Annotated in this window: 16 protein-coding genes and 1 riboswitch; of the genes, 12 read left to right on the top strand and 4 right to left on the bottom strand. The window is 36.5% G+C overall.

Annotation, left to right across the window (positions count from 1 at the left end; all coding sequences use genetic code 11):
* The first annotated feature begins 101 nt into the window (after nt 1-101).
* From IGK81_RS08910 to IGK81_RS08895, 4 genes are all read left to right on the top strand, one after another.
* On the top strand, nt 102-866 hold the full coding sequence (locus IGK81_RS08910) for a TrmH family RNA methyltransferase (protein WP_034700883.1): 765 nt from the start codon (nt 102-104) through the stop codon (nt 864-866).
* 124 nt (nt 867-990) lie between these two features.
* Nucleotides 991-1,494: an HD domain-containing protein gene (locus IGK81_RS08905; protein WP_010737939.1), complete on the top strand. Its 504-nt coding sequence runs from the start codon at nt 991-993 to the stop codon at nt 1,492-1,494.
* A gap of 248 nt (nt 1,495-1,742) precedes the next feature.
* A complete protein-coding gene (locus IGK81_RS08900) occupies nt 1,743-2,390 on the top strand; it encodes a FusB/FusC family EF-G-binding protein (protein WP_034700881.1) in 648 nt (215 codons plus the stop codon).
* Nucleotides 2,391-2,432: 42 nt separating this feature from the next.
* Nucleotides 2,433-2,500, top strand: a riboswitch (Fluoride riboswitch).
* A gap of 49 nt (nt 2,501-2,549) precedes the next feature.
* A complete protein-coding gene (locus IGK81_RS08895) occupies nt 2,550-3,842 on the top strand; it encodes a voltage-gated chloride channel family protein (protein ID WP_034700879.1) in 1,293 nt (430 codons plus the stop codon).
* Between the two features lie 62 nt (nt 3,843-3,904).
* Here the strand turns inward: IGK81_RS08895 and IGK81_RS08890 are convergent, their stop codons facing one another.
* From IGK81_RS08890 to IGK81_RS08880, 3 genes are all read right to left on the bottom strand, one after another.
* Nucleotides 3,905-5,104, bottom strand: coding sequence for a YdcF family protein (locus IGK81_RS08890; protein WP_010718504.1), 1,200 nt, complete (start codon nt 5,102-5,104; stop codon nt 3,905-3,907).
* A gap of 312 nt (nt 5,105-5,416) precedes the next feature.
* A complete protein-coding gene (locus tag IGK81_RS08885) occupies nt 5,417-6,724 on the bottom strand; it encodes a serine hydrolase (RefSeq protein ID WP_034700875.1) in 1,308 nt (435 codons plus the stop codon).
* Between the two features lie 124 nt (nt 6,725-6,848).
* Nucleotides 6,849-6,971, bottom strand: a complete 123-nt coding sequence (locus IGK81_RS08880; RefSeq protein WP_010718502.1) for a hypothetical protein — start codon at nt 6,969-6,971, stop codon at nt 6,849-6,851.
* A 232-nt stretch (nt 6,972-7,203) separates the two neighbouring features.
* On the opposite strand from IGK81_RS08880, the gene IGK81_RS08875 reads away from it, so the two are divergent.
* The 6 genes from IGK81_RS08875 to asnS all read left to right on the top strand — a co-directional run bounded on the left by IGK81_RS08875 (nt 7,204) and on the right by asnS (nt 15,162).
* Nucleotides 7,204-8,310 carry a baeRF6 domain-containing protein gene (locus IGK81_RS08875; protein ID WP_034700873.1) on the top strand — a complete coding sequence of 369 codons (1,107 nt, stop codon included), beginning with the start codon at nt 7,204-7,206 and terminating at the stop codon, nt 8,308-8,310.
* Nucleotides 8,311-8,753: 443 nt separating this feature from the next.
* Complete coding sequence (locus tag IGK81_RS08870; protein ID WP_005875554.1) at nt 8,754-8,954, top strand: cold-shock protein; 201 nt, start codon at nt 8,754-8,756, stop codon at nt 8,952-8,954.
* Nucleotides 8,955-9,237: 283 nt separating this feature from the next.
* Nucleotides 9,238-12,018, top strand: coding sequence for a helicase C-terminal domain-containing protein (locus IGK81_RS08865; protein WP_431393262.1), 2,781 nt, complete (start codon nt 9,238-9,240; stop codon nt 12,016-12,018).
* A 77-nt stretch (nt 12,019-12,095) separates the two neighbouring features.
* Nucleotides 12,096-12,617 carry a cell wall elongation regulator TseB-like domain-containing protein gene (locus tag IGK81_RS08860; RefSeq protein ID WP_010718499.1) on the top strand — a complete coding sequence of 174 codons (522 nt, stop codon included), beginning with the start codon at nt 12,096-12,098 and terminating at the stop codon, nt 12,615-12,617.
* A 19-nt stretch (nt 12,618-12,636) separates the two neighbouring features.
* On the top strand, nt 12,637-13,827 hold the full coding sequence (locus IGK81_RS08855; protein ID WP_034700871.1) for a pyridoxal phosphate-dependent aminotransferase: 1,191 nt from the start codon (nt 12,637-12,639) through the stop codon (nt 13,825-13,827).
* A 36-nt stretch (nt 13,828-13,863) separates the two neighbouring features.
* Complete coding sequence (gene asnS / locus IGK81_RS08850) at nt 13,864-15,162, top strand: asparagine--tRNA ligase (protein ID WP_010718497.1); 1,299 nt, start codon at nt 13,864-13,866, stop codon at nt 15,160-15,162.
* Between the two features lie 81 nt (nt 15,163-15,243).
* Here the strand turns inward: asnS and IGK81_RS08845 are convergent, their stop codons facing one another.
* Nucleotides 15,244-16,713 carry a MarR family transcriptional regulator gene (locus tag IGK81_RS08845; RefSeq protein WP_232622378.1) on the bottom strand — a complete coding sequence of 490 codons (1,470 nt, stop codon included), beginning with the start codon at nt 16,711-16,713 and terminating at the stop codon, nt 15,244-15,246.
* A 315-nt stretch (nt 16,714-17,028) separates the two neighbouring features.
* Here IGK81_RS08845 and IGK81_RS08840 point away from each other — a divergent pair, with 315 nt between their 5' ends.
* Nucleotides 17,029-18,207 (top strand): carbohydrate binding domain-containing protein, encoded by a 1,179-nt coding sequence (locus IGK81_RS08840; RefSeq protein WP_034700867.1) that lies wholly within the window; start codon nt 17,029-17,031, stop codon nt 18,205-18,207.
* A 384-nt stretch (nt 18,208-18,591) separates the two neighbouring features.
* Nucleotides 18,592-20,652: a heavy metal translocating P-type ATPase gene (locus IGK81_RS08835; protein ID WP_034700865.1), complete on the top strand. Its 2,061-nt coding sequence runs from the start codon at nt 18,592-18,594 to the stop codon at nt 20,650-20,652.
* The last annotated feature ends 243 nt before the right edge of the window (nt 20,653-20,895 follow it).

Here is a 20,895-nt window from a genome sequence, read left to right as displayed (position 1 = left end):
CACCTTTCTTTCCTTGCTTTTTAAATTAATGATACCGATTTTTTGATGTTGTAACAAGTTCAAGGTTCGAATTCATGCTATAATTAAGTGAGGTGAAAAATGTGAAAGAAATCCAATCAGCAAAAAATCCAAGAATCAAAGAATTGAAAAAACTACATAAGAAAAAATATCGGGAAGAAACAGGCGAGTATCTACTCGAAGGATTCCATTTGGTTGAAGAGGCAGTTGCTTCTCATGCCAAAGTAAAAGAAATCTTAATCACAGAAAAAGGGTTAGAAGAGTGGGAGGAGTGGCTTAAAAACCATTTAGACATCCCTTGTACCTTGGTAACGAATGAAGTCATGGCTGTGGTATCAGATTTGCCAACACCCCAAGGTATCTTAGCCGTTATGCTCTACGAAAAAGTAAACATGCCCGAATTAACTGGAGGATGGTTATTGTTAGATAATGTCCAAGATCCTGGGAATGTTGGAACAATGATTCGTACGGCAGATGCTTTTGGACTATCTGGTGTCGTTTTAGGAAAAGGATCAGCTGATATTTATAGTACAAAAGTGTTAAGAAGTATGCAGGGGAGCAATTACCATCTACCAATACTTCAAACAGACCTTGAGCAAATGATCCCGCTTTTAAAGGAACACAATTTTAATATCTATGGAACGGAATTGAACGAGGATGCTCGTTCATTAGAACAGGTAACTGTTCCTGAGAAGTATGCAATTGTCATGGGGAATGAAGGGCAAGGCGTGCGGCCCGAAATTCTTTCCTTGACGGATAAAAATATCTATATCCCGATTCGCGGAAATGCTGAATCATTAAATGTAGGAGTGGCAGCAGGCATCGTACTTTACCATTTCTCTTTATGATTAAGGAACTATTAAGCTTTCTACATTTTGATGGAACCTCACTAGAATATTCCGAACACTAATGATATACTAGGATCAATTTCAAAGGAAAATGAAATTCAAAAAAGGTGGCAGATCAATAATTATGACAGAAAAATGGCGTGAAGACGAAGAATATATGTCTTATGTAGAAGATCTATTAGCAACAGATGCAGTGAAGAAATTAGCCAATTATACACAACATGTCCACTCCACTCGATTAGAGCATTCTCTTAGTGTTTCTTATTATAGTTATAAATTAGCCAAAAAATGGGGCGGTAATGCAAAAGCAACCGCACGTGCAGGTCTTTTGCATGATCTTTTCTACTATGATTGGCGTACAACAAAATTTGATGAAGGAACGCATGCTTATATCCATCCAAGGATCGCAGTGAAAAATGCAGAAAAAATTACTGACCTATCCGATTTAGAGCGTGATATCATCTTAAAACATATGTGGGGCGCTACGATCGCACCGCCTAAGTATAAAGAAAGCTATATTGTGACGTTTGTCGACAAATATTGTGCTGTGAAAGAAGCAGCACAGCCGATGACTGCTTCGATGAAACAAAAATGGCAAAGATATTTCGGCAAAGAACAATCGATTTAATACGATGTGATTAAGAATTCTTCCTGAGAAATTTCATAAAATTTCTCAGGTTTTTTTTTATTGACGAACCATGATTTTTACTGTTTACTTTGTATCAAGAACAAGTTGTTGAAACAAACTTAAAGGGGGTGATGATAAGATGCCATATGGATCTTATTTAAAAGAGTGGAAAAGCTTTAACTAACGTACTTTGTTGAAGTTCTTTTCTTCAAAGTACATTCACTTGAAAGAAGAAAGGACTCAAAGTCATGGAAAAAACAATTAAACCTTATCAATATTATTTTATTAAAAGAGAAGTCGAACAATTAATATCAGTCTATCATTCAGTAAACGATTCTAAAACGATCGAAACGGTCCAAGCATTAGCTGTGGAGAGAATAGAGGAACTAGTAGAACCCTCACAAAGGATGAACCTTTTCTTAGAAAACATCTTAGATACTTCTTTGACCAAAGAAACTGCTGAATGCTTATTAGAAGAATTAAAAGAATCAGTTCAACCTTTTGAGCAACCTTCGAAAGCTCAAATCGAAAAATTATTCCGAAAAGTGAAAAAGCTAAAACAACCTGATTGGAATCATTTGGATTTAAGAGAACACACCTATATTGGATGGAATGATCCTGGTACCCAGAAAAAATTTCTTGTTTATTATGATGAATCAGGGAAGTTAAACGGTATTCGCGGGACTTTATCCCCGACCATCACGAAAGGGATTTGTACGATTTGTAAAAAAACTTCGAGTGTGTCACTCTTTTTAGCAACAACAAAATCGAATTCAGATGGCACCTATACGAAAAAAGGAAACTATATTTGCCATGATAGTGAGCATTGTAACCACAATTTAGTCCAATTGACTCCTTTTTATGAATTTACTGAGATTGTAAAAAAAGAAGGATAATTTCATTGTATTTTTCATAAATATATGCTATTTTAATTGATGAAGTGAATAGGTGATGGTGTTCGCCTTTAAACGTTAATCTTAAGATAACTAATGACGCCTACTAAGAATCGGGATACCCCTTTTTTTAGTAGGCGTTTTTTTTGAGGAGGAAAAGAGATGGAAAATCGATTACCTGATCCAATTAGGGTCGTCGTATACATGGTCAAGTGGCTATTAATCACATTGTTATTGGGAATCTTTATGGGGAGTTTATCAGCCTTTTTTCTCAATAGCTTAACATGGGTTACTAATATACGCCTTGCTTCACCCTGGTTGTTGTTTCTTTTACCAGTAAGTGGTGGAATTTTTGCTTTTTTATATAGTAAGTACGGAGGAAATTCTGGTAGAGGAAATAACTTAGTGATTGATCAAGGAAATGGTGGGGAAGAAAAAATTCCTTTACGCCTGATTCCTTTAACGTTATTTGGAACGATTACCACCCATTTATTTGGTGGTTCTGTCGGACGAGAAGGAACAGCTGTGCAAATGGGAGGCGCTTTAGCAGAAAATTTAGCCCGTCTCTTTCGGTTAAATAAAGTAGAACGGGAGTTATTGGTGATCAGCGGGATCAGTGCTGGTTTTAGTTCCGTTTTTGGTACGCCTCTGGCTGGAACACTATTTGGGTTAGAAGTTTTAGCAATTGGAAAAGTTAGAACAGAAGCCTTATTTCCAAGTTTTTTTGCAGCACTGTTTGCTAACTTTGTGACTGAAAGCTTTGGGGTGAAACATATCCATTACCCTATGGGGACGATTCCAAATTGGGATGTATCTCTTTTCTTTAAATTATTCGTTGCAGGCATTGCTTTTGGTCTTATTGGTTGGGTATTTAGTCGTTCGATTGTTTTTTTGAAAACTTGGTATGCCAAAAGAATGGCTAGTCCAGTTCTACGTAATTTTATTGGCGGAGCTGTGGTCGTCATCGCAGCGCTCTTATTGCAAACCCAAAGATATTTGGGGCTCAGTTTGCCTTTGTTAACTGATGCCTTTAATGGTACCGCCCATTTCTATGATTTTCTTGGAAAGCTTGGATTTACTGTCTTGTCTTTAGGTGCTGGTTATCAAGGTGGAGAGGTAACTCCTTTATTTGAAATCGGAGCGACATTAGGTGCTGCTCTAGCACCAATCTTACATGTGTCCATTCCTTTTTTAGCAGCCTTGGGATTCATTGGCGTCTTTTCAGGAGCAACAAATACACCCATTGCTTGTTTTGTTATGGGAATCGAATTGTTCGGTGGACAAGCAGCCAGTTATTTCTTTATGATCTGTCTGGTGAGCTTCATGTGTTCTGGTAATAGTGGAATTTATTCAGCACAAAAAGTAGTAGTGAAAAAGGGAATTCTTTTCCTGCCAATGATGGGAAGTCAGAAACAGTCTGAGCGATCTAAGGGGAGAACGAAAGCACGAAAATAGTTGTTGCAAAAGGAAAGATTACAAAAAGTAAAAGGCATTTGGGGGGCACCCAAATGCCTTATTTAAATAAAGATGCTCAAAGCTGCGAATAATACGGTAAATAGCACGATTAAGCCACCAACGATCAAGTGTCTTTTTTTGTGCAGAACCAAGATGGCGATATATTCTCGCAAAAATGCATTCGGCAAGTAGTAAAAGGCAGTTTTCGCTCCGATTCCATCCGCTTTTAAACCAGCTTGCTTTGCATAAAGACCTGCACGGAAGATGTGGTAATTATTAGAAGTGAAAATCGCTCGATATGGCCCACCAGTTTGTTGATCCATGAGTTCTTTAGAAAAACGCATATTTTCTAAAGTTGTCTTTGAATTGGCTTCCACCAAGATATCTCTCTCAGGAATGCCTTTAGCTAAAGCATATTGCTTCATCGCAATTGCTTCCGGCACTTTTTCATCTGATCCTTGACCACCAGACATCAATAGAATAGGCGGGTTCAAGGTTGCTTTACTTTGTGCCCAATAAAAGGCGATCGCTTTGTCGATTCTTTTTGCTAAAAGAGGGGATACCGTTTCGCCATTGAGTAGACCAGCCCCTAAAACGATAATGTAATTTTGGTTGTATCGTGGACGGTTGAACTGATACAAAAAAGAAACGGTTATAAAGTTATAGAAAACCACAAAAAGATAAAACAGAATCAATGGGACAGCCGTGAATAATACATTGAACCATTGTGGGAAATATTGGATAAAGAAGATTTGAAATATAGTATATAACGTCAAAAAGATTGCTAATAATAAAGTTAAGAGATTGGCTAATGAGCGAGATTCTCTTTTTAAAACTAATAACCCGTTCCAAAATAAAAAGACGATCAAAATGTAAACGCCAAATAACAAGATCAACAAAACGGGGATAGCAATTATTGCAAATAAACCACCAATAAAAATATTTTGTGTTTCAAGCAGCAAGGTGACTAAGTAGCCGCCAAAACTAATTAAAAAGAAATTGAACAATACCCCGTTCAATAGTTTGCGTTTTTCAGTAAAATAGGAGAATGCAAAAATACTGAAAAAAACAAGTGGGATCAAAAAGTAAAAGGTGGAATAAAAAATTTCCAAAACAATGAAGTAAGTGACCATCATCATAAATGTCCAAGATCCACAATAAAAGAACAGAGCAGGATCACTTTGACGACGGCGCCAATAAAGAATACCGGTAAACCCTAAAACATAGAGAACCAAGAAAGTCAGGTCTCTTGTCAAATTCATAGAATTAACTCCTTTCGTTTAATGAACACGAAATAAAACGTGTTTTGTTTAGGTTGATACCAATTTACGCAAAAACGATTGAAAAACGATTGATTGAAAGATAAAATCAATAAAATTGACACAACCTTTACTATTATAGCTAAAATTAGAGAAAAAAGCTGTTCTGAAAAATTAAAAACTAAAAAAAGGAAAACTTGAGGCATGTAGCAGGGATTGTTAGATAAAAGTACACCTCCTAAGTTAGACAATGACATTCTGACTTAAGAGGTGTACTTAAAATTCTACGTTCTACTTGTTGGTATTTTAGCTGGATTAGAACAAATTACTAAAAAAATCAGTAACATGTCGCCAACCAATCACAAAGATATTTGCTTTTTCAACTGATTTAGCAGTAATAATATCTGTGGTTGGTTCTTTATTGTCTTCCAAATAGCCCAGTGAATCATCGGCTAAGGTAATCGTTGCTGTCCCTACCTTCATACCTTTATTGACGGGGGCTGCTACTTGATCATTCGTTACGACTTTTTTATCAAGGGTAGGAGTAATTTTTAATTTACCAGTATCCATACCATTTCTTACCCAAACTTTTACAGGATTTTTTAAGGCAACTGCTACTGAAGTTTCTTTGCCATCTTTCACTGCTAAGTTTTTTAAATCTGGAATACTTGCATTGGACTTTCCAAGTTCTTTAATTGACCAATTATCATAGCAGTAATCCATTAAACGTCCGGTTTCGTTGAAGCGGGCACTTGGATTTGTAGCATGGTCATCGGCATTTAAAACAACCGTAATGACTCGTCTACCATCTTTATTGATCGTTCCAACAAAACAAGCACCAGCAAATTCAGTTGTACCAGTTTTTAAGCCATCTACGCCTTCTTTGTAGTTAACAAACCCAGAAAGCATCCAATTCCAATTCACCATTTCGACAGGAGACTGAGTCCCTTCGCCGAACGTTTCATTAGTAGTATTTGTCACTTTTAATACCTCAGGGAAATCTAAGATCAAGTGTCTGGCAACGATCGCAACATCTTTGGCTGACATTTGGTTTTCTTCTGTTTCCGAGGTACCTTCAGGACGATTCTCACCGAGATAGGAATTATTTAATCCAGAGGCGTTCACAATCGTTGCGTCGTTAATACCCCAATCTTTTAATTGTTTTTTCATCAATTCAAGAAACTTTGTTTCACTGCCAGCTATTTTTTCTGCTAAAGCTACCATTGAGGCGTTAGCAGATTGAATAAAGGCTGAATCAAAAAGTTCTTTGACCGTATAGCTGTTCTCTTTGTGTAAAGGTACATTTGACAAGTCAGGAACAACGCTCAATTTTTCAGCATAATCTGAAATTGGCACTTTTTCATCCCAAGTCAGTTTTCCTTCTTTTACTTGATCAAGAACGATATAAAGACCAATTATTTTGGTGATTGAAGCAATTCCCATTGGTTTTTCTCCATCTTGATCATAAAGGATCTTACCATTCTCTGCATCAACAGCAAAAGCGGCTTTTGCATTGACTTTGAATGATTCGTCAGCGTGAACTGCTGTGATTGGTAAAATCGCAGTGAGGCACAAGATCAAACTTGTTAATAACATGAACAATCGTAATTTTTTTTGAGGCATTTATTTTCTCCTTGTTTTCTAATAGTTTTCCTATAAATTAAAATTTTATCAAAGAGATAGAGTAGTTTCAATATTTCTGATAAAAACATAATAAAAGATATTTATAGAAAAAGGAGAAAAGTGGTTACTTCTCTTGATCTTTGCTACGAATTTTTACCGGTTGCACTTCTGGCTCATTCAATCGAGAAGCAACAAAAATAGTAACAGCAGTTAGGGTTAATAAACTGAAGATCATGAATATGTGCATGTGATCACCTCATTCATTTATTTTCTCTTAGTGTAGCAAAAAGAATTGAATTTCTTTTTAAGAAATGAAAGGAATGATTGAGTAAAGTATGAAATAATTATGAAATTAATTAAATAAAACAAAAATAGAAATAAGTCGTTTTATTAAAATTCGTTTTATTATCTCGAAAAAATTTGTTGTGGTAGACTTTACTTATAGTAAAGGAATGACTTTTTTTAGGAGGGATACGATTATGACAAAAATGGCGAAAGAATTATTGTCACAGCTGACTTCAGAAGGTGCTACAGGCCCATTCGTCACGATTATGTTGAACACCCATGTCGCACATCAAGATGTAGAAAAAGATCAAATCAAGTTCAAAAATTTTGCGAAAGAAGCAAAAAAACGGTTTGAAAAAAAATATGCTGAACATGACTGGTCCTTGTTCCAAGAAAAAATCACTAGTTTGTTAGAAGATGCTTCATTTTGGCGAAGCGCTACAACAAGCGTGGCTGTCATCTTATCTCCAGAACATACGTATATCCATCGCTTAGGTATTCCTGTAGATGACCAATATTATGTGAGTGATCTGCCATATCTTCTAGCGATTATCAAAAATAGTCACTTTAACTACACTTATTATCTACTAGGATTGAATCGTGATTCAATGAAGTTGTACGAAGTAAACAATAAGCAGGTAACTGAAGTAAAATTACCGGAAGATGCACCGAAAGATGTAGTAACTGCTTTAGGTTCGGAGTTAACAGGTGGCGGATTAAACTATACTTCAAATGGTAGTGAGGGAGCTACGTTTCATGGTGTCAATCCAAAAGATGAGGAAGTAGAGATCGACTGGGTCAATTATTATCAAGCAGTTGATGATTATCTTAAGGATACCTTTGACAATCCTGAAAAACGCCCAATTTATCTCTTTGCGTTACCGGAAAACCAAACGATGTTCAAAAAAATTGCTAAAAATCCGTACTATTGTTCTGATGTGGCGATCTCTGCCTCACCTGCACAATTATCGTTAAAAGAAATCGAAGCAGGAGCTAAAAAACTTTCTGAGGAATTAGCTGCGAAAGAAGCAGAAGGGTATAATCGTTTGTTAGATAAAAAATTTATCGATCAACTAGTGGATATCGTTCCAGCTGCTAAAGAAGGGAAAATTTCTCACTTGTTTATTGCTACGTCTAACTTAGTGGATGGATTTGGAGAAGATCCAGAAACAGAGTATGATCGCCGTCAAGTTTTAAATGAATTGGCAGATAATGTCATCATGAACGGAGGACAAGTAGTCATTCTTGAACAAAAAGAGGCACCAGATGAGAAAAGTTTAGTAGCAATCCTTCGTTACTGATAGAGTGCCATGAGATTTTGCATTTTGAATAAAGAAATGAAAGAGCACGACTGGGGAAATTTTTTCCTCAGTCTTGTTTATGGTTAAAAAATAAAAAGTAGAAGAAATCAATTCAACTGGTGTTATTTTACTATCAACTATCGTTCTTATGGGGAATCTTATCAAAAAAAATCGTTAGAGAAAGTCTGAATTATAAGGAAACGATTCCATATTTGTTAGGACGGAATACAGAGATATCCCTCTTTTTCTCGTTTTTGTCAGAAAACACCAGATGAAAAGGAAAAAAAGAAGGGAAAATAGTGGCTATTTTGTAACCGATATGATATATTAAGAGTGTAGTTTTTGTTCGGTAATCTGTGGCATGTTTCAAATAAACATCTTCCAGATATACACCATTCAAGTAATTGCAAAATATGTGTTGAAACACAAGGAGGATTTTTATTATGGAAACAGGTACAGTAAAATGGTTTAACTCAGAAAAAGGTTTTGGATTCATTACAGCAGAAAACGGTAACGATGTATTCGTTCATTTCTCAGCTATCCAAGGCGACGGATTCAAAACTCTTGAAGAAGGTCAAACAGTAAACTTTGACGTTGAAGAAGGTCAACGTGGCCCTCAAGCAACTAACGTTGTTAAAGCTTAATTAATTGATTTGAATAAAAGCTCGATAACTACATTGTAGTTGTCGAGCTTTTTTGTTTTGGATCAATCACGAAGTTAAATACGTTCTTCAGATAAGTAGAATTGATTCTGCATCAATAGGTAGTTGAGTAATCAGCCGGTAGTTAAGGTGATCAGATGATTTAGAAAGTGAACCAATAATATAAAGGTTTTTTTCATAAATAGAAAGAGAGATTAAGAAATTTTCTGGTGATTGTAGTATAATCGCAAGAGAACATTTAAAGGCAAGAGAAGAGGAAGTAAATTTGAAATCAAAAACTTATGCAGTTGTCGATATTGAAACGACTGGGACAAATCCAAAAGAAGATCGCATTATCCAATTTGGATGTGTCATGATTGAAGGTGGTCGAATCACTTCTCGTTTTTCGATTGATATTAATCCCGGACGCAAGATTTCCAAACAAATCCAACATCTGACAGGAATTACCAATCGTCGTGTCCAACAAGCACCTTATTTTGAAGATGTGGCCGCAACCATCTATAATCTGTTGGCGGATACGATTTTTGTTGCTCATAATATTTATTTTGATTATAACTTTCTTAATCAGGAGCTATTAAGGTGCCAAACACCGGGATTAAAGATTCCTGGCATCGATACTGTTGAATTAGCTCAAATCTTCTTGCCAAGTGAGCCAAGCTTTCGATTGGCTGATCTGTCAGAGAGTCTAGGCTTTATTCATGAAAATCCACACCAAGCTGATAGTGATGCCGAAGTGACTGCCCAACTTCTTCTATTGATTGAAGAACGGATGCGCCGTTTACCATTAGTCACATTAGAAGCCATTTATGCATTAAGTGGGCAAACAGGAATGGATACAAGTCGATTTATTCAAAGTGTGATGGAAGAGATGAGAGAACAACCTCAGCCGTTAAACGAAGAATTAGAGATAATTGATGGGTTAGCTTTGCAAAAAAAAGAAGTAGATCTTTATACCAGCATTCATTACAACGAGCAAGTTTATCCTAGAAAGAAACAAGCTAAAGAAAAGATATTTGGGAAAACATTGATGTATCGCAAGGAACAAAATCGCTTGATGAATGCAGTATACGACCATTTTACCAAAGATGAGTCCAAAGATTTGATGATTGAAGCCGCTACTGGAATGGGAAAAACGATCGGGTATCTACTCCCACTCAGCTATTTAGCCACTCCTGAAAAGCCGGCGATCATCAGTACTGTCTCACTGGTACTCCAGCAACAGATCTTGGAGAAAGATATCCCATTGTTAAATCAATTGTTGGATCAACCGATTCAAGCAACAGTGATTAAAAGTTATCGCCATTATATCGATTTGCAAAGGTTCAAAGCGACCCTTGAAGCGCCAAAAGAACAAAAACAATATTTACTTTACCAAATGGCAATCCTTGTTTGGTTGACTCAAACGAAAACCGGTGATTTAGACGAATTGCATTTGACCAACTTGAATCATCTTCTCTTTAGTGAGATTGCCCATCGGGGGACTTCATTTTTAGCTAAAAATCAACCGTTTTATGCACAAGATTTTGTTCGTTTTTTAGAGAGAAAGATCCAGCAAAGCAATTTTTTGATTGTGAATCATGCCTTTTTAGTCCAAGAAACCCAAAGAAAGCGACCATTGTTACCAGAGAGTCCATATTTATTGATCGATGAGGCGCATCATTTGCCTGATATTGCAGAGAAAGTCAATGATCGCCGCTTAAGTATTGCGTATTTTTTCAAACAAATCCAACAGTTTAACGAATCGGATCATTTGTTTGACCGGATCAAAGCGTATTTACCAGAAAACCACGAAGTTCAACGTTGGTTAGAGATTTACCAAGAGGAGTTAAACGCACTTAGCGAAGCGCAAATTTTTCTGGCAGAAGGACTGAATCAATTTGCGGCAAAGCAAACAAACGGTCAGTATCCAGAAGAAATGATGGTTACTCAAGAAATGCTTTCGCAGTTACCATTTGAGTCGAGTCTTGCAATTGACCATCTCCATGTGTTTTATCGTGAAATCAAACAACTACAAGACCAAATGCGCTTAAGTTTGACAATCATTCAAGAAAGCTGGACGAAACAAATGCGCATTGATTTAGCCACTCTTTATCAATTATTCGATCAAATGGAAAAGCAAGCAACTTTGATGGAACAGTGGCTGGAAGATTGGCATGAAAATTTGATCCATTGGTTTGTTCCCAACAAAACGGCGCAACAAACGATTTTTCATCTTCACGATTTCAAGGCAGCCTCACTGAAAAGAACAGTTTGGTATCCGCGCTACACGCATATTTTATATATTGGCGGCACGCTTAAAGTGGGACCGAATCGTCAGTATCTTGCGAAACGTTTAGGAATTGAAGGTACACCATTGAAAGTGATCGCATCTCCTTATGATTACGAAAAACAAGCCCGTATCTATGTACCCAAAGAAGCACCGTCAATTAGTCAAGTTGATCAGCAACAATACGTGGACTATTTGTCTCAGACGTTGTCTCAATTGATCTTACAAGAAAAGCGGCCAATCTTGGTTTTGTTTACGTCACATGATATTTTACAAAAAGTTTATCAGGCGATTCATTTATCCATGTTAGAGCAAGGACGGGAAATCTTAGCCCAAGGGATCGGTGGTAGCCGACAGAAATTGTTGAAACGATTCATGCTGTCTGAAATGAGTGTTTTATTTGGAGCTGATAGTTTTTGGGAAGGTGTGGATTTACCGGGGGATGCTTTACAGATTGTCGTGGTTACCCGCTTACCTTTTGACAATCCGTTACGACCGATGGTGAAGGCAAGGAATACCTACCTTGAATCAGAAGGAATCAACCCATTCTATCAAGAATCGATCCCTAAAGCTGCTTTAAAATTGAGACAAGCCTTAGGAAGATTGATTCGTGGTGAAGAAGATCGAGGCGTTTTATTGATTCTGGATCGTCGATTACTGTCTGCGAAATACAGTAATCGGATCTTGCAGGCCTTACCGAAGAATATTACGATCAAAGAAGAAACATTGGACGATATTTGCAAAGATATCCCAAAATTCTTAAAGAAAAACGAAGAATAAACTTCTTCAGACAATCTATTTTCGCATGAAAAATCTGCTATAATAAAACTTAGCGAATATAAAAGGAGCGACGATCCTTGAAGAAACAATCAAAACAAAAGCAAGAATCTCCGAAAGAAAAAACAATTAATCATGTATTACTAGGGTTGATTATCGCTTTATTAGCGATCATCGTATTTAGTTCGATTTTTTATTTACGTGCGAGCCGCCCAAGGATGCAAGCCAAACAAGAAGCAATTGAGATTGCTAAAAAATACGCAGGACTTGAAGAAGCAGATCACTTTTATTGGTTTACTCGGAATCATACTTACTTTTCTTTGACTGGTAAAAACGATAAAGGGCAAGAAATTGCGGTCATTATTCCTAAATCGGGCGAAAAGGTCAAAGTATTAGCTCAAAAAGATGGGATAACTGAACAAGAAGCAAAAGAAAAAATTGCTCAAGCTCATCCAGAAGTCCAAATCGAAAAAGCTTCACTAGGAATGTACGATAATCAAGCTGTCTGGGAAGTTGTTGGAAAAAATTCAAAGGATCAATTCAATTATTATTTGCTTTCTTTCGAGTCAGGGAAAGAAATAAAAACTATCACTGGAATATAATTTGTAAAGGATGAGTAGGATGAAGCTGTCAAAAAGAGTACAACAATTAGAACCTTCTGTGACGCTTGCTGCAGCAGCAAAAGCAAAAGCTTTGAAAGCACAAGGAAAAGATATCTTAAGTCTAACGGTCGGAGAACCTGACTTTGCAACGCCCGAAAATATCCAAGAAGTGGCGGTTCAGGCAATTAGAAACGGCAAAGCAAGTTACTATACGCCGAGCGCAGGGATTCCTGAACTACGCCAAGCAATTGTCGATTATATCAAGGAGTACTATGGGATCACCTATGAACCTTCTCAAACGATTGTAACGGATGGTGCAAAATTTGCGTTATATGCCCTTTTTCAGACGATTTTAGATCCTGAAGATGAAGTGATCATCCCAGTACCTTATTGGGTAAGTTATGGAGAGCAAGTAAAATTAGCAGAAGGTCGACCGGTATTTGTTAAAGGCGAGGAAAACAATGGATTTAAAATAACTGTTTCCCAGCTAGAAGCATCACGAACCCCTAAAACGAAAGCATTGATTATCAATTCTCCTTCGAATCCGACAGGAATGATCTATGATCAAAAAGAGCTGCAAGCAATCGGAGAATGGGCTGTCAAACATGATATTTTGATAGTTGCAGATGATATTTATGGACGTTTAGTTTATAATGGCAATGAGTTTACTCCAATTGCAACAATCTCTGAAGCTATTCGTAAGCAAACGATCATCATCAATGGGGTCTCAAAAACTTATGCAATGACGGGATGGAGAATCGGCTATGCTTTAGGGAACCAAGAAATCATCGATGGGATGATTGCAATTGCTTCTCAATCAACAAGTAATTCAACAGCAGTCAGCCAATATGCTGCGATTGAAGCGTTGACTGGTGAGCAAGATCCAGTGGAAGAAATGCGCGTGGCATTTGAAGAACGCCTAAATATCTTATATCCACTTGTTTCAAACTTACCTGGAGTGACACTTAATAAACCACAAGGTGCTTTTTATTTGTTTCCGAATGTAAAAGAAACGTTGGCTATGTGCGGTTATGAGAATGTCACGAAGTGGGTAGAAGATCTATTAGAGGAAACGGGTGTTGCTTTAGTAACTGGTGAAGGATTTGGTGCGCCAGAAAATGTGCGATTAAGTTATGCAACGGATCTTGGAACTTTGGAAGAAGCAGTCCGACGTATTGCGCAATTTATTGAGAGTAAAAGTCAAATATAATCCTAATAATTAAGGTAGAGCGAAGGAGAGTCATAAGTGGAAACAATTCAAATCATTGATTCGAAAAATCATGTAGGAGAAACAGTAAAGATTGGCGCTTGGGTAGCAAATAAACGTTCAAGCGGAAAAATTGCTTTTCTACAACTAAGAGATGGAACGGCTTATTTTCAAGGAGTAGTTGTGAAAAGTGAAGTTCCAGAAGAAGTATTTCAATTAGCGAAAAATCTTCACCAAGAAACATCAATCATCTTGACCGGAGAAATCCGTGAAGATAGCCGTTCAAAATTCGGCTACGAAATCGGGATTAAGACAATCGAAGTTGTCAGTGAAAGTCATGATTATCCCATCACACCTAAAGAACATGGAACTGATTTTTTGATGGATCACCGTCATTTATGGTTACGTTCTTCCAGACAACATGCAATCATGCAAATCAGAAATGAAATTATTCGTGCAACATATGAGTTCTTTAATAACCATAACTTTGTCAAAATCGATCCTCCAATTTTAACTGGTTCTGCACCAGAAGGAACGACTGACTTATTTGAAACGAACTATTTTGACCAAAAAGCGTACTTATCACAAAGTGGTCAATTATATATGGAAGCTGCAGCGATGGCTTTTGGTAAAGTATTCTCCTTTGGTCCAACATTCCGTGCAGAAAAATCAAAGACACGTCGTCATTTGATCGAATTTTGGATGATTGAACCTGAGATGGCATTTACACATCAAGAAGAAAGTCTAGAGGTCCAAGAACAATATGTTGCTTTCTTAGTACAAAATGTATTGGATCACTGTGATTACGCATTAGATGTCTTGGAACGAGACAAAGAAGTATTGAAAACTTATACGAAGTTACCATTCCCACGTATCTCTTATGATGATGCGATTGAATTATTGAAGAAAAATGGGTTTGATGATATTGAGTGGGGCGATGATTTTGGTTCTCCGCATGAGACATTCATTGCCAATTCATTTGAACAACCCGTATTTATCTTGAATTATCCAAAAGCAATCAAACCTTTCTATATGAAACCACATCCAACTCGTGAAGATGTAGTGATCTGTGCCGATATGATCGCACCAGAAGGATACGGTGAGATCATTGGTGGTAGTGAACGGGCAACGGATTATGAATTCTTATTAGAACAGATCAAAAATCATGGTTTAGACGAAAATGAATATTCTTGGTATCTTGATTTGCGTAAATATGGTTCAGTGCCACATTCTGGATTTGGATTGGGCTTAGAGCGAACAGTTACTTGGATCGCAGGTATCGACCATGTGCGTGAAGCAATTCCATTCCCACGTTTGTTGAACCGTATCTATCCATAAAAATGAAATAGCTGGTTCAACCACAAAAAACTGCAGAAAGTGGCCTCTTAGGAGGTTAACTTTCTGCAGTTTTTTTATAACTTAGTCAGTTGGTAATGGCTTTTTTAAAGCTTCGATTAATGGTTGGATCGTTGATTGCTGAAGAAGCAATTCTAAGGTACGAATCTCTTTTAGCGAAGGATAATTGTCTAAAAGTAGCCAGTTTTTCTGAGGAGCTATTGGAAGATTAGAAATCCAGTAATCGATGGAATCTGCATTTTGATCGTTCATTACAGAATCTTGGACATCAATGATTTCAAAAACTGCGTACTCATTCAATTTCGTTTTAAGAAGCGTAATCAGTAATTCACTATGTACTTGGTCGTAGGTAAAAGCAAGACCAATTTTTTTCTTCTGTTGATTTTTTCTAATAAGTTCCTTTAAGTGTTTATCATAGATAATTGTAAGATAGAGCCATTCATAAAATAAAGGATCATCATTTATTTCATTTCTGAAAGTGATCAATTTTTGTAACAGTCGGTTAGCAGTATGGGCAGAAAAGCGCCCATTTTGCTTAAAAAATTCAATCACAAATCGTTTTTTTTGATCATTTAACAAATATTTGATTTTTCCAGACAAAGTTAGTGATTGATCGATCGAATAATGGAGCTCGATTTCTTTATTTTCTCCAAATAGCTGGTAGAGTTCAGTTGTCAACTGAATCAAGGATTGCTTTTTCTCTTGCATTTCTAGTGAAAGCTTTGGTTCTTTCATCATTGACTGAAATGTTAAGAGATTTGATTGGACGACACCCGTATATGAAAGCTTGAATACTTCTTTGAAGTGTGCATAATCAATGACGATTCGTGAATCATCAAATGGTAAAGTTGCTGAGGATATTGCCTTTTTATCCGCTGATTTATAATAAGTCGTTGATTTTTGGATATGGACACTAAGCTTAATAATCACCCAGATCCAGCTACTTAATCGTTGTTGTTCTCGAGAAGTAGAGAAGTTGGGCAATTCGGTAAATGCTTGCAACAGTTGATCAAGAATTAATTGTTCTTTCGGAAGAATATATTGAGTATTAGCGTGATATTTTTCTGAAAAAAAGACATAAAAAAACTGATATAGTTTAGATGAATCTCCTGTAAAGTAGAAAGGAGAGTCAGTCAGACAAATATCATGGCAGTTCAAAAAATCAGCTACTTGTTTTTTGATACGGCGAAATTGAGATTTACTGATTTTTAGTTTTTTTAAAATTTCCGAAGTTGTTATAAACGGACGAGAAAAAACCAGAGAAATAAATTGAAGCTGTACAGAATCTTGATAAATATAACTGTATACTTCACTATAGCTGATTGGTTTATTTTTTCTCAGCAATAAATGATCTTTTTTCTTTTCCACTTGAAAAAAGCCACGATTTTCCAGCTCATTCAATTGTTTAAGAATCGTTTGCTTGGTTGCTTGGGTTGTTTCTTCTAGTTGTTGAACGGTCACTTGTCCATTTGCTAAATATGTTTCTAAAATAATTAATTGGATATAATGTTTTTTGGATAATATCGCTTTCATCTTGGTTGGAACCTCCTTACTCGTTATAAGGATTGTACTAATGAAATAGCTGCTATCGGCAATGATAATTTCTTTTTTTGGAAAAAAAAATTATGGACAATTCCAAAAAATTAGTAAACATTAGCAGGATTGCTAAATAGAGAGATGAAAAATGGGAATTTGGCGATTTATTTCTTTTTTTGTGTAAAAAAGGATCTTTAAAATAAAATGTTCATGAAAATTCAAGGCAAATAAAAGAGTATCTCCAGAGATAATATAGAATGAGTCTCGTTACCTAATCGTAACAGCAGAAATCAATTAGTGGGGGAAAATAGAATGAAAAATAACATGAAGAAGGTATTTGTCGCAAGTATTGCCTGTCTGTCTTTAGGAACTTCTATAGGCGTACATGCAACAACCATAGGCAAGGAAGCTATTACTATCAGTGATAACTTGAAAGAAGTGGTTGAGGACTCGATTATCAGTAACGGGGATTTTAGCGCTGGTTTAGATCATTGGATCGTGTCAAACCCAGAATCGAACAATCCAACACTGGTAACTGAAAATGGGGTTTCTTATGTGAAAGCAATGTTGGGCGAAAATATCCATCAATATGTGAAATTACAACCCAACACGACCTACACATTTTCTTATGACGCTGCGGGAAGTAAAAATTTTCCGGGTAAAGTCGAGTTTGGTACATTGAATCACGGAGAAGAATTTGTTTCTTTACAAGAATCGGCACATAATAATGAACAATGGGAAAGACATTCGTTTACTTTTACGACACCAGAAAAAGACAATACATATATTATCCGTTTTTCTTCTACGGGAAATGGTTGGGCAACTTTTAAAAATATCGATATCCAATCAGAAGATGACACATCCCAAAATACTTTGTTATCTGTTGGAGTAGAAAGTCACCAACCATATATCTACTTAAACTTAACGCCAGAACAATTTAATAGCAAACAACGCCTGATGGTTTATTTGGATGGTAACTATTATTTTGAAACGTATAATGGTAAAGCTTACTACTCTTACAAAGATATAACAGACGAACTAGTAAAGATACGTCGTGGGTTTGAAGGCAACAAAGGTGAAAAAATTGAAGTTTATTTAGCGCCTGGATCACCTGGTCAAAGCTCTGCAGGTAAAGTATTGTTAGAAACCTATGTAGTAGAGAAAAAATTGGAATCAGCAGCGACTGAATATGATCAGATCGTGAAAGATATTCAAGTAGTTGGAAATAAAGTAGTGATGGATATTGATCGAGAAATATTTGAGCAAGACAATCGAATCGTACTTTATAAAAATGATGCATATATCGCGGAAACTTATAAAGGAAAAGCTTACTATTCATCAGTCAAAAAAATGAATGAGACTGTTCGGGTGACTTACAGTAAAGGCGTGGTTGCTGGCGATATCATTTCAGTTAAATTAGTAGGTAATCGACCAGGAACAAGTACTACGAATAGTTTCCAACAACTACTAGCGACTATAGAAGTGGAATAATCCCAGTAAATAGATATCGCTTAGGATGAAGAGATACGACAACAATAAAAAAACTCCCTCACTCGTTTGGCTAGTGGGGGAGTTTTAATCAAATAGGAGAAATGCTTATTTTTTTTATTGCTGATAAGATAGCTATTAGGTATGGATTAGTTCGGGTAAGGACAAGTGTTGATTCCGTTGTTCAGTTCTTTTTTATTTGTGACACTCCTGTACTCTTACAATGGATGATATGGTTTTCACTTTATGAGTCGCTTTTTTTATTGTAAAGGTAATGCTTTTTTGATTGATAAAAAATAGAAGAAGTATTAGTTTGACAAATGAGTGACCACTCATATATAATTATACATGAATAAACGTTCATGTTTAAAGTGAGGAGGTCAGAGCATGAAAAGCTATCGATTAGAAGGATTGGATTGCGCAAACTGTGCAATGAAAATCGAAAAAAGAATCAACGAAATCAATGGGGTAAAGCAAGCAAATGTTAACTTTGCTGTAGGTAAATTAACGATTGACGCAGATCAGGATAAGATAGGTGAAATCGAAACTGAAACTAGAAAAGTGATCAAGGAATTAGAACCAGAAGTTGAGGTAAAAGAGATGGAAGAAGTGACTTCGACATTAAATGAAGAAAAAAAGGATCTGATTCGTATTGTCCTATCAGCTATTGGCTTATTAGGCTTGTTTATTTGGGCTCCAGCTGAACCGATTCGTTTTATTGGATTTTTACTTGTCTATTTATTTATTGGTTTTGATGTTATCAAGCAAGCTGCATTAAACATTACGAGAGGTCAATTGTTTGATGAAAATTTTTTGATGGCAATCGCAACGATCGGTGCGATGTTGATTGGTGAATATCCAGAGGCAGTAGCGGTCATGTTGTTTTATCAAGTAGGTGAATATTTCCAAGGCTTTGCAGTCAACCAATCAAGAAAATCGATACGTGCATTGATGGAGATTCGACCAGAAGTGGCTCATGTTGAAACAGAAGCTGGATTGGTGACAACCCAGCCAGAAAGAGTAATGATTGGGGAGCATGTTTTTGTCAAACCAGGAGAACGAGTACCATTAGATGGGAAAGTCATCAGTGGGCAGTCATTAGTTGACACTTCTGCATTAACGGGAGAATCGGTTCCAAAAGAAGTTTTTGAAGGAGAGTCAGTATTAAGTGGTTTTATCAATATCAATCAACCATTAGTTGTTGAAGTAGAAAAAAATTATCAAAACTCAACCATTAGTAAATTGCTCGAATTAGTAGAAAATGCAAGTAGTAAAAAGGCACCAGCAGAAAATTTCATCACTAAATTTGCTCGTTACTACACGCCAGTGGTAGTAGTATTAGCTGTTTTATTAGCCATTTTACCACCACTTGTGTTACCAAATACAGGATTTGATGAATGGATTTACCGAGCTTTGACGTTCTTAGTGATTTCGTGTCCTTGTGCTTTAGTAATTTCGGTACCCTTAAGCTTTTTTGGAGGGATTGGTGGAGCTAGTAAAATGGGTGTATTAGTGAAGGGTAGTAATTACCTTGAATTATTAGCTCATACAGACACCATGGTTTTTGACAAAACAGGAACTCTGACAAAAGGTGATTTTTCTGTTCAATCAATTGAAACTACTATGGTTGAACCTTTATTCATGCAATATGTTGCAAGTGTAGAACAATATTCGACACATCCGATTGCACAAGCGATTTTAGCTGATTATGAAGGAGCATTATTACCCACGGATCAAATGGAAGAAGTTTTAGGCGAAGGAATCAAGGCAGTTGTGGATGGGAAAGTAGTCTTAGTAGGAAATCATAAACTTTTCACTCGATACAATATAGCCTTTCCAGTCAATCAAGCAGTTGGTACCTTAGTATATGTGGCAATTGATCAACAGTATGTTGGAAGCATAGTGATTGCAGATTCCATCAAAGAAGATGCAAAAGCAGCTTTACAAAAACTAAAAAAACTTGGAGTTAAACAAACTGTGATGCTTACCGGGGACGCACAAGCAATTGCGACACATATTGGAAATGAATTAGGAATCGACACGGTCTATAGCGAGCTCTTACCGCAAGACAAAGTGGCTAAATTAGAGCAAATCCTCACGAACGCATCGCAAAAGACTGCGTTTGTTGGTGACGGAATCAATGATGCACCTGTGCTAGCTAGAGCTGATGTCGGAATAGCGATGGGAGGTCTTGGAAGTGATGCAGCAATCGAAGCGGCTGATGTAGTGATCATGAATGATGAACCTGGAAAAATCGCAGATGCTATTCGCTTATCAAGAAAAACGTTGAAAATCGTTAAACAAAATATTATCTTTGCAATCGGGATCAAAAGTGTTGTCTTAATTTTAGGCGCATTCGGGATCGCCACAATGGGAGATGCCGTATTTGCTGATGTAGGTGTCACTGTACTAGCAGTCTTAAACGCTATGAGATGTTTAAAACTCTAACGATCGACTGTTGATCTAAACACAAGCATCGTTAAAGTGAACTTTTCTTGCCTACGGAGTAGGATTATCAGAAAATAAGTGAAAATCTTTAACCAAACTATTTATATGCGTATTTAAAATGAAGTTCTTAAGTGTATCTTGTTTGTTATTGATCAATAGAAAAGAAATTTTCCTTTATTCGTCAGCTTGATGACTGTTCGGATGAAAGGGGAATTTCTTTTTTTTATGTAAAAGCAACGATTT

Origin of the sequence: Enterococcus sp. DIV0703 (assembly GCF_051711065.1) — a bacterium.
In the GTDB taxonomy this organism is placed as follows: Bacteria; Bacillota; Bacilli; order Lactobacillales; family Enterococcaceae; genus Enterococcus_B; species Enterococcus_B hirae.
Note: the sequence above shows the minus strand (reverse complement) of the source record. Positions and strands in the feature narration are given on the sequence as shown.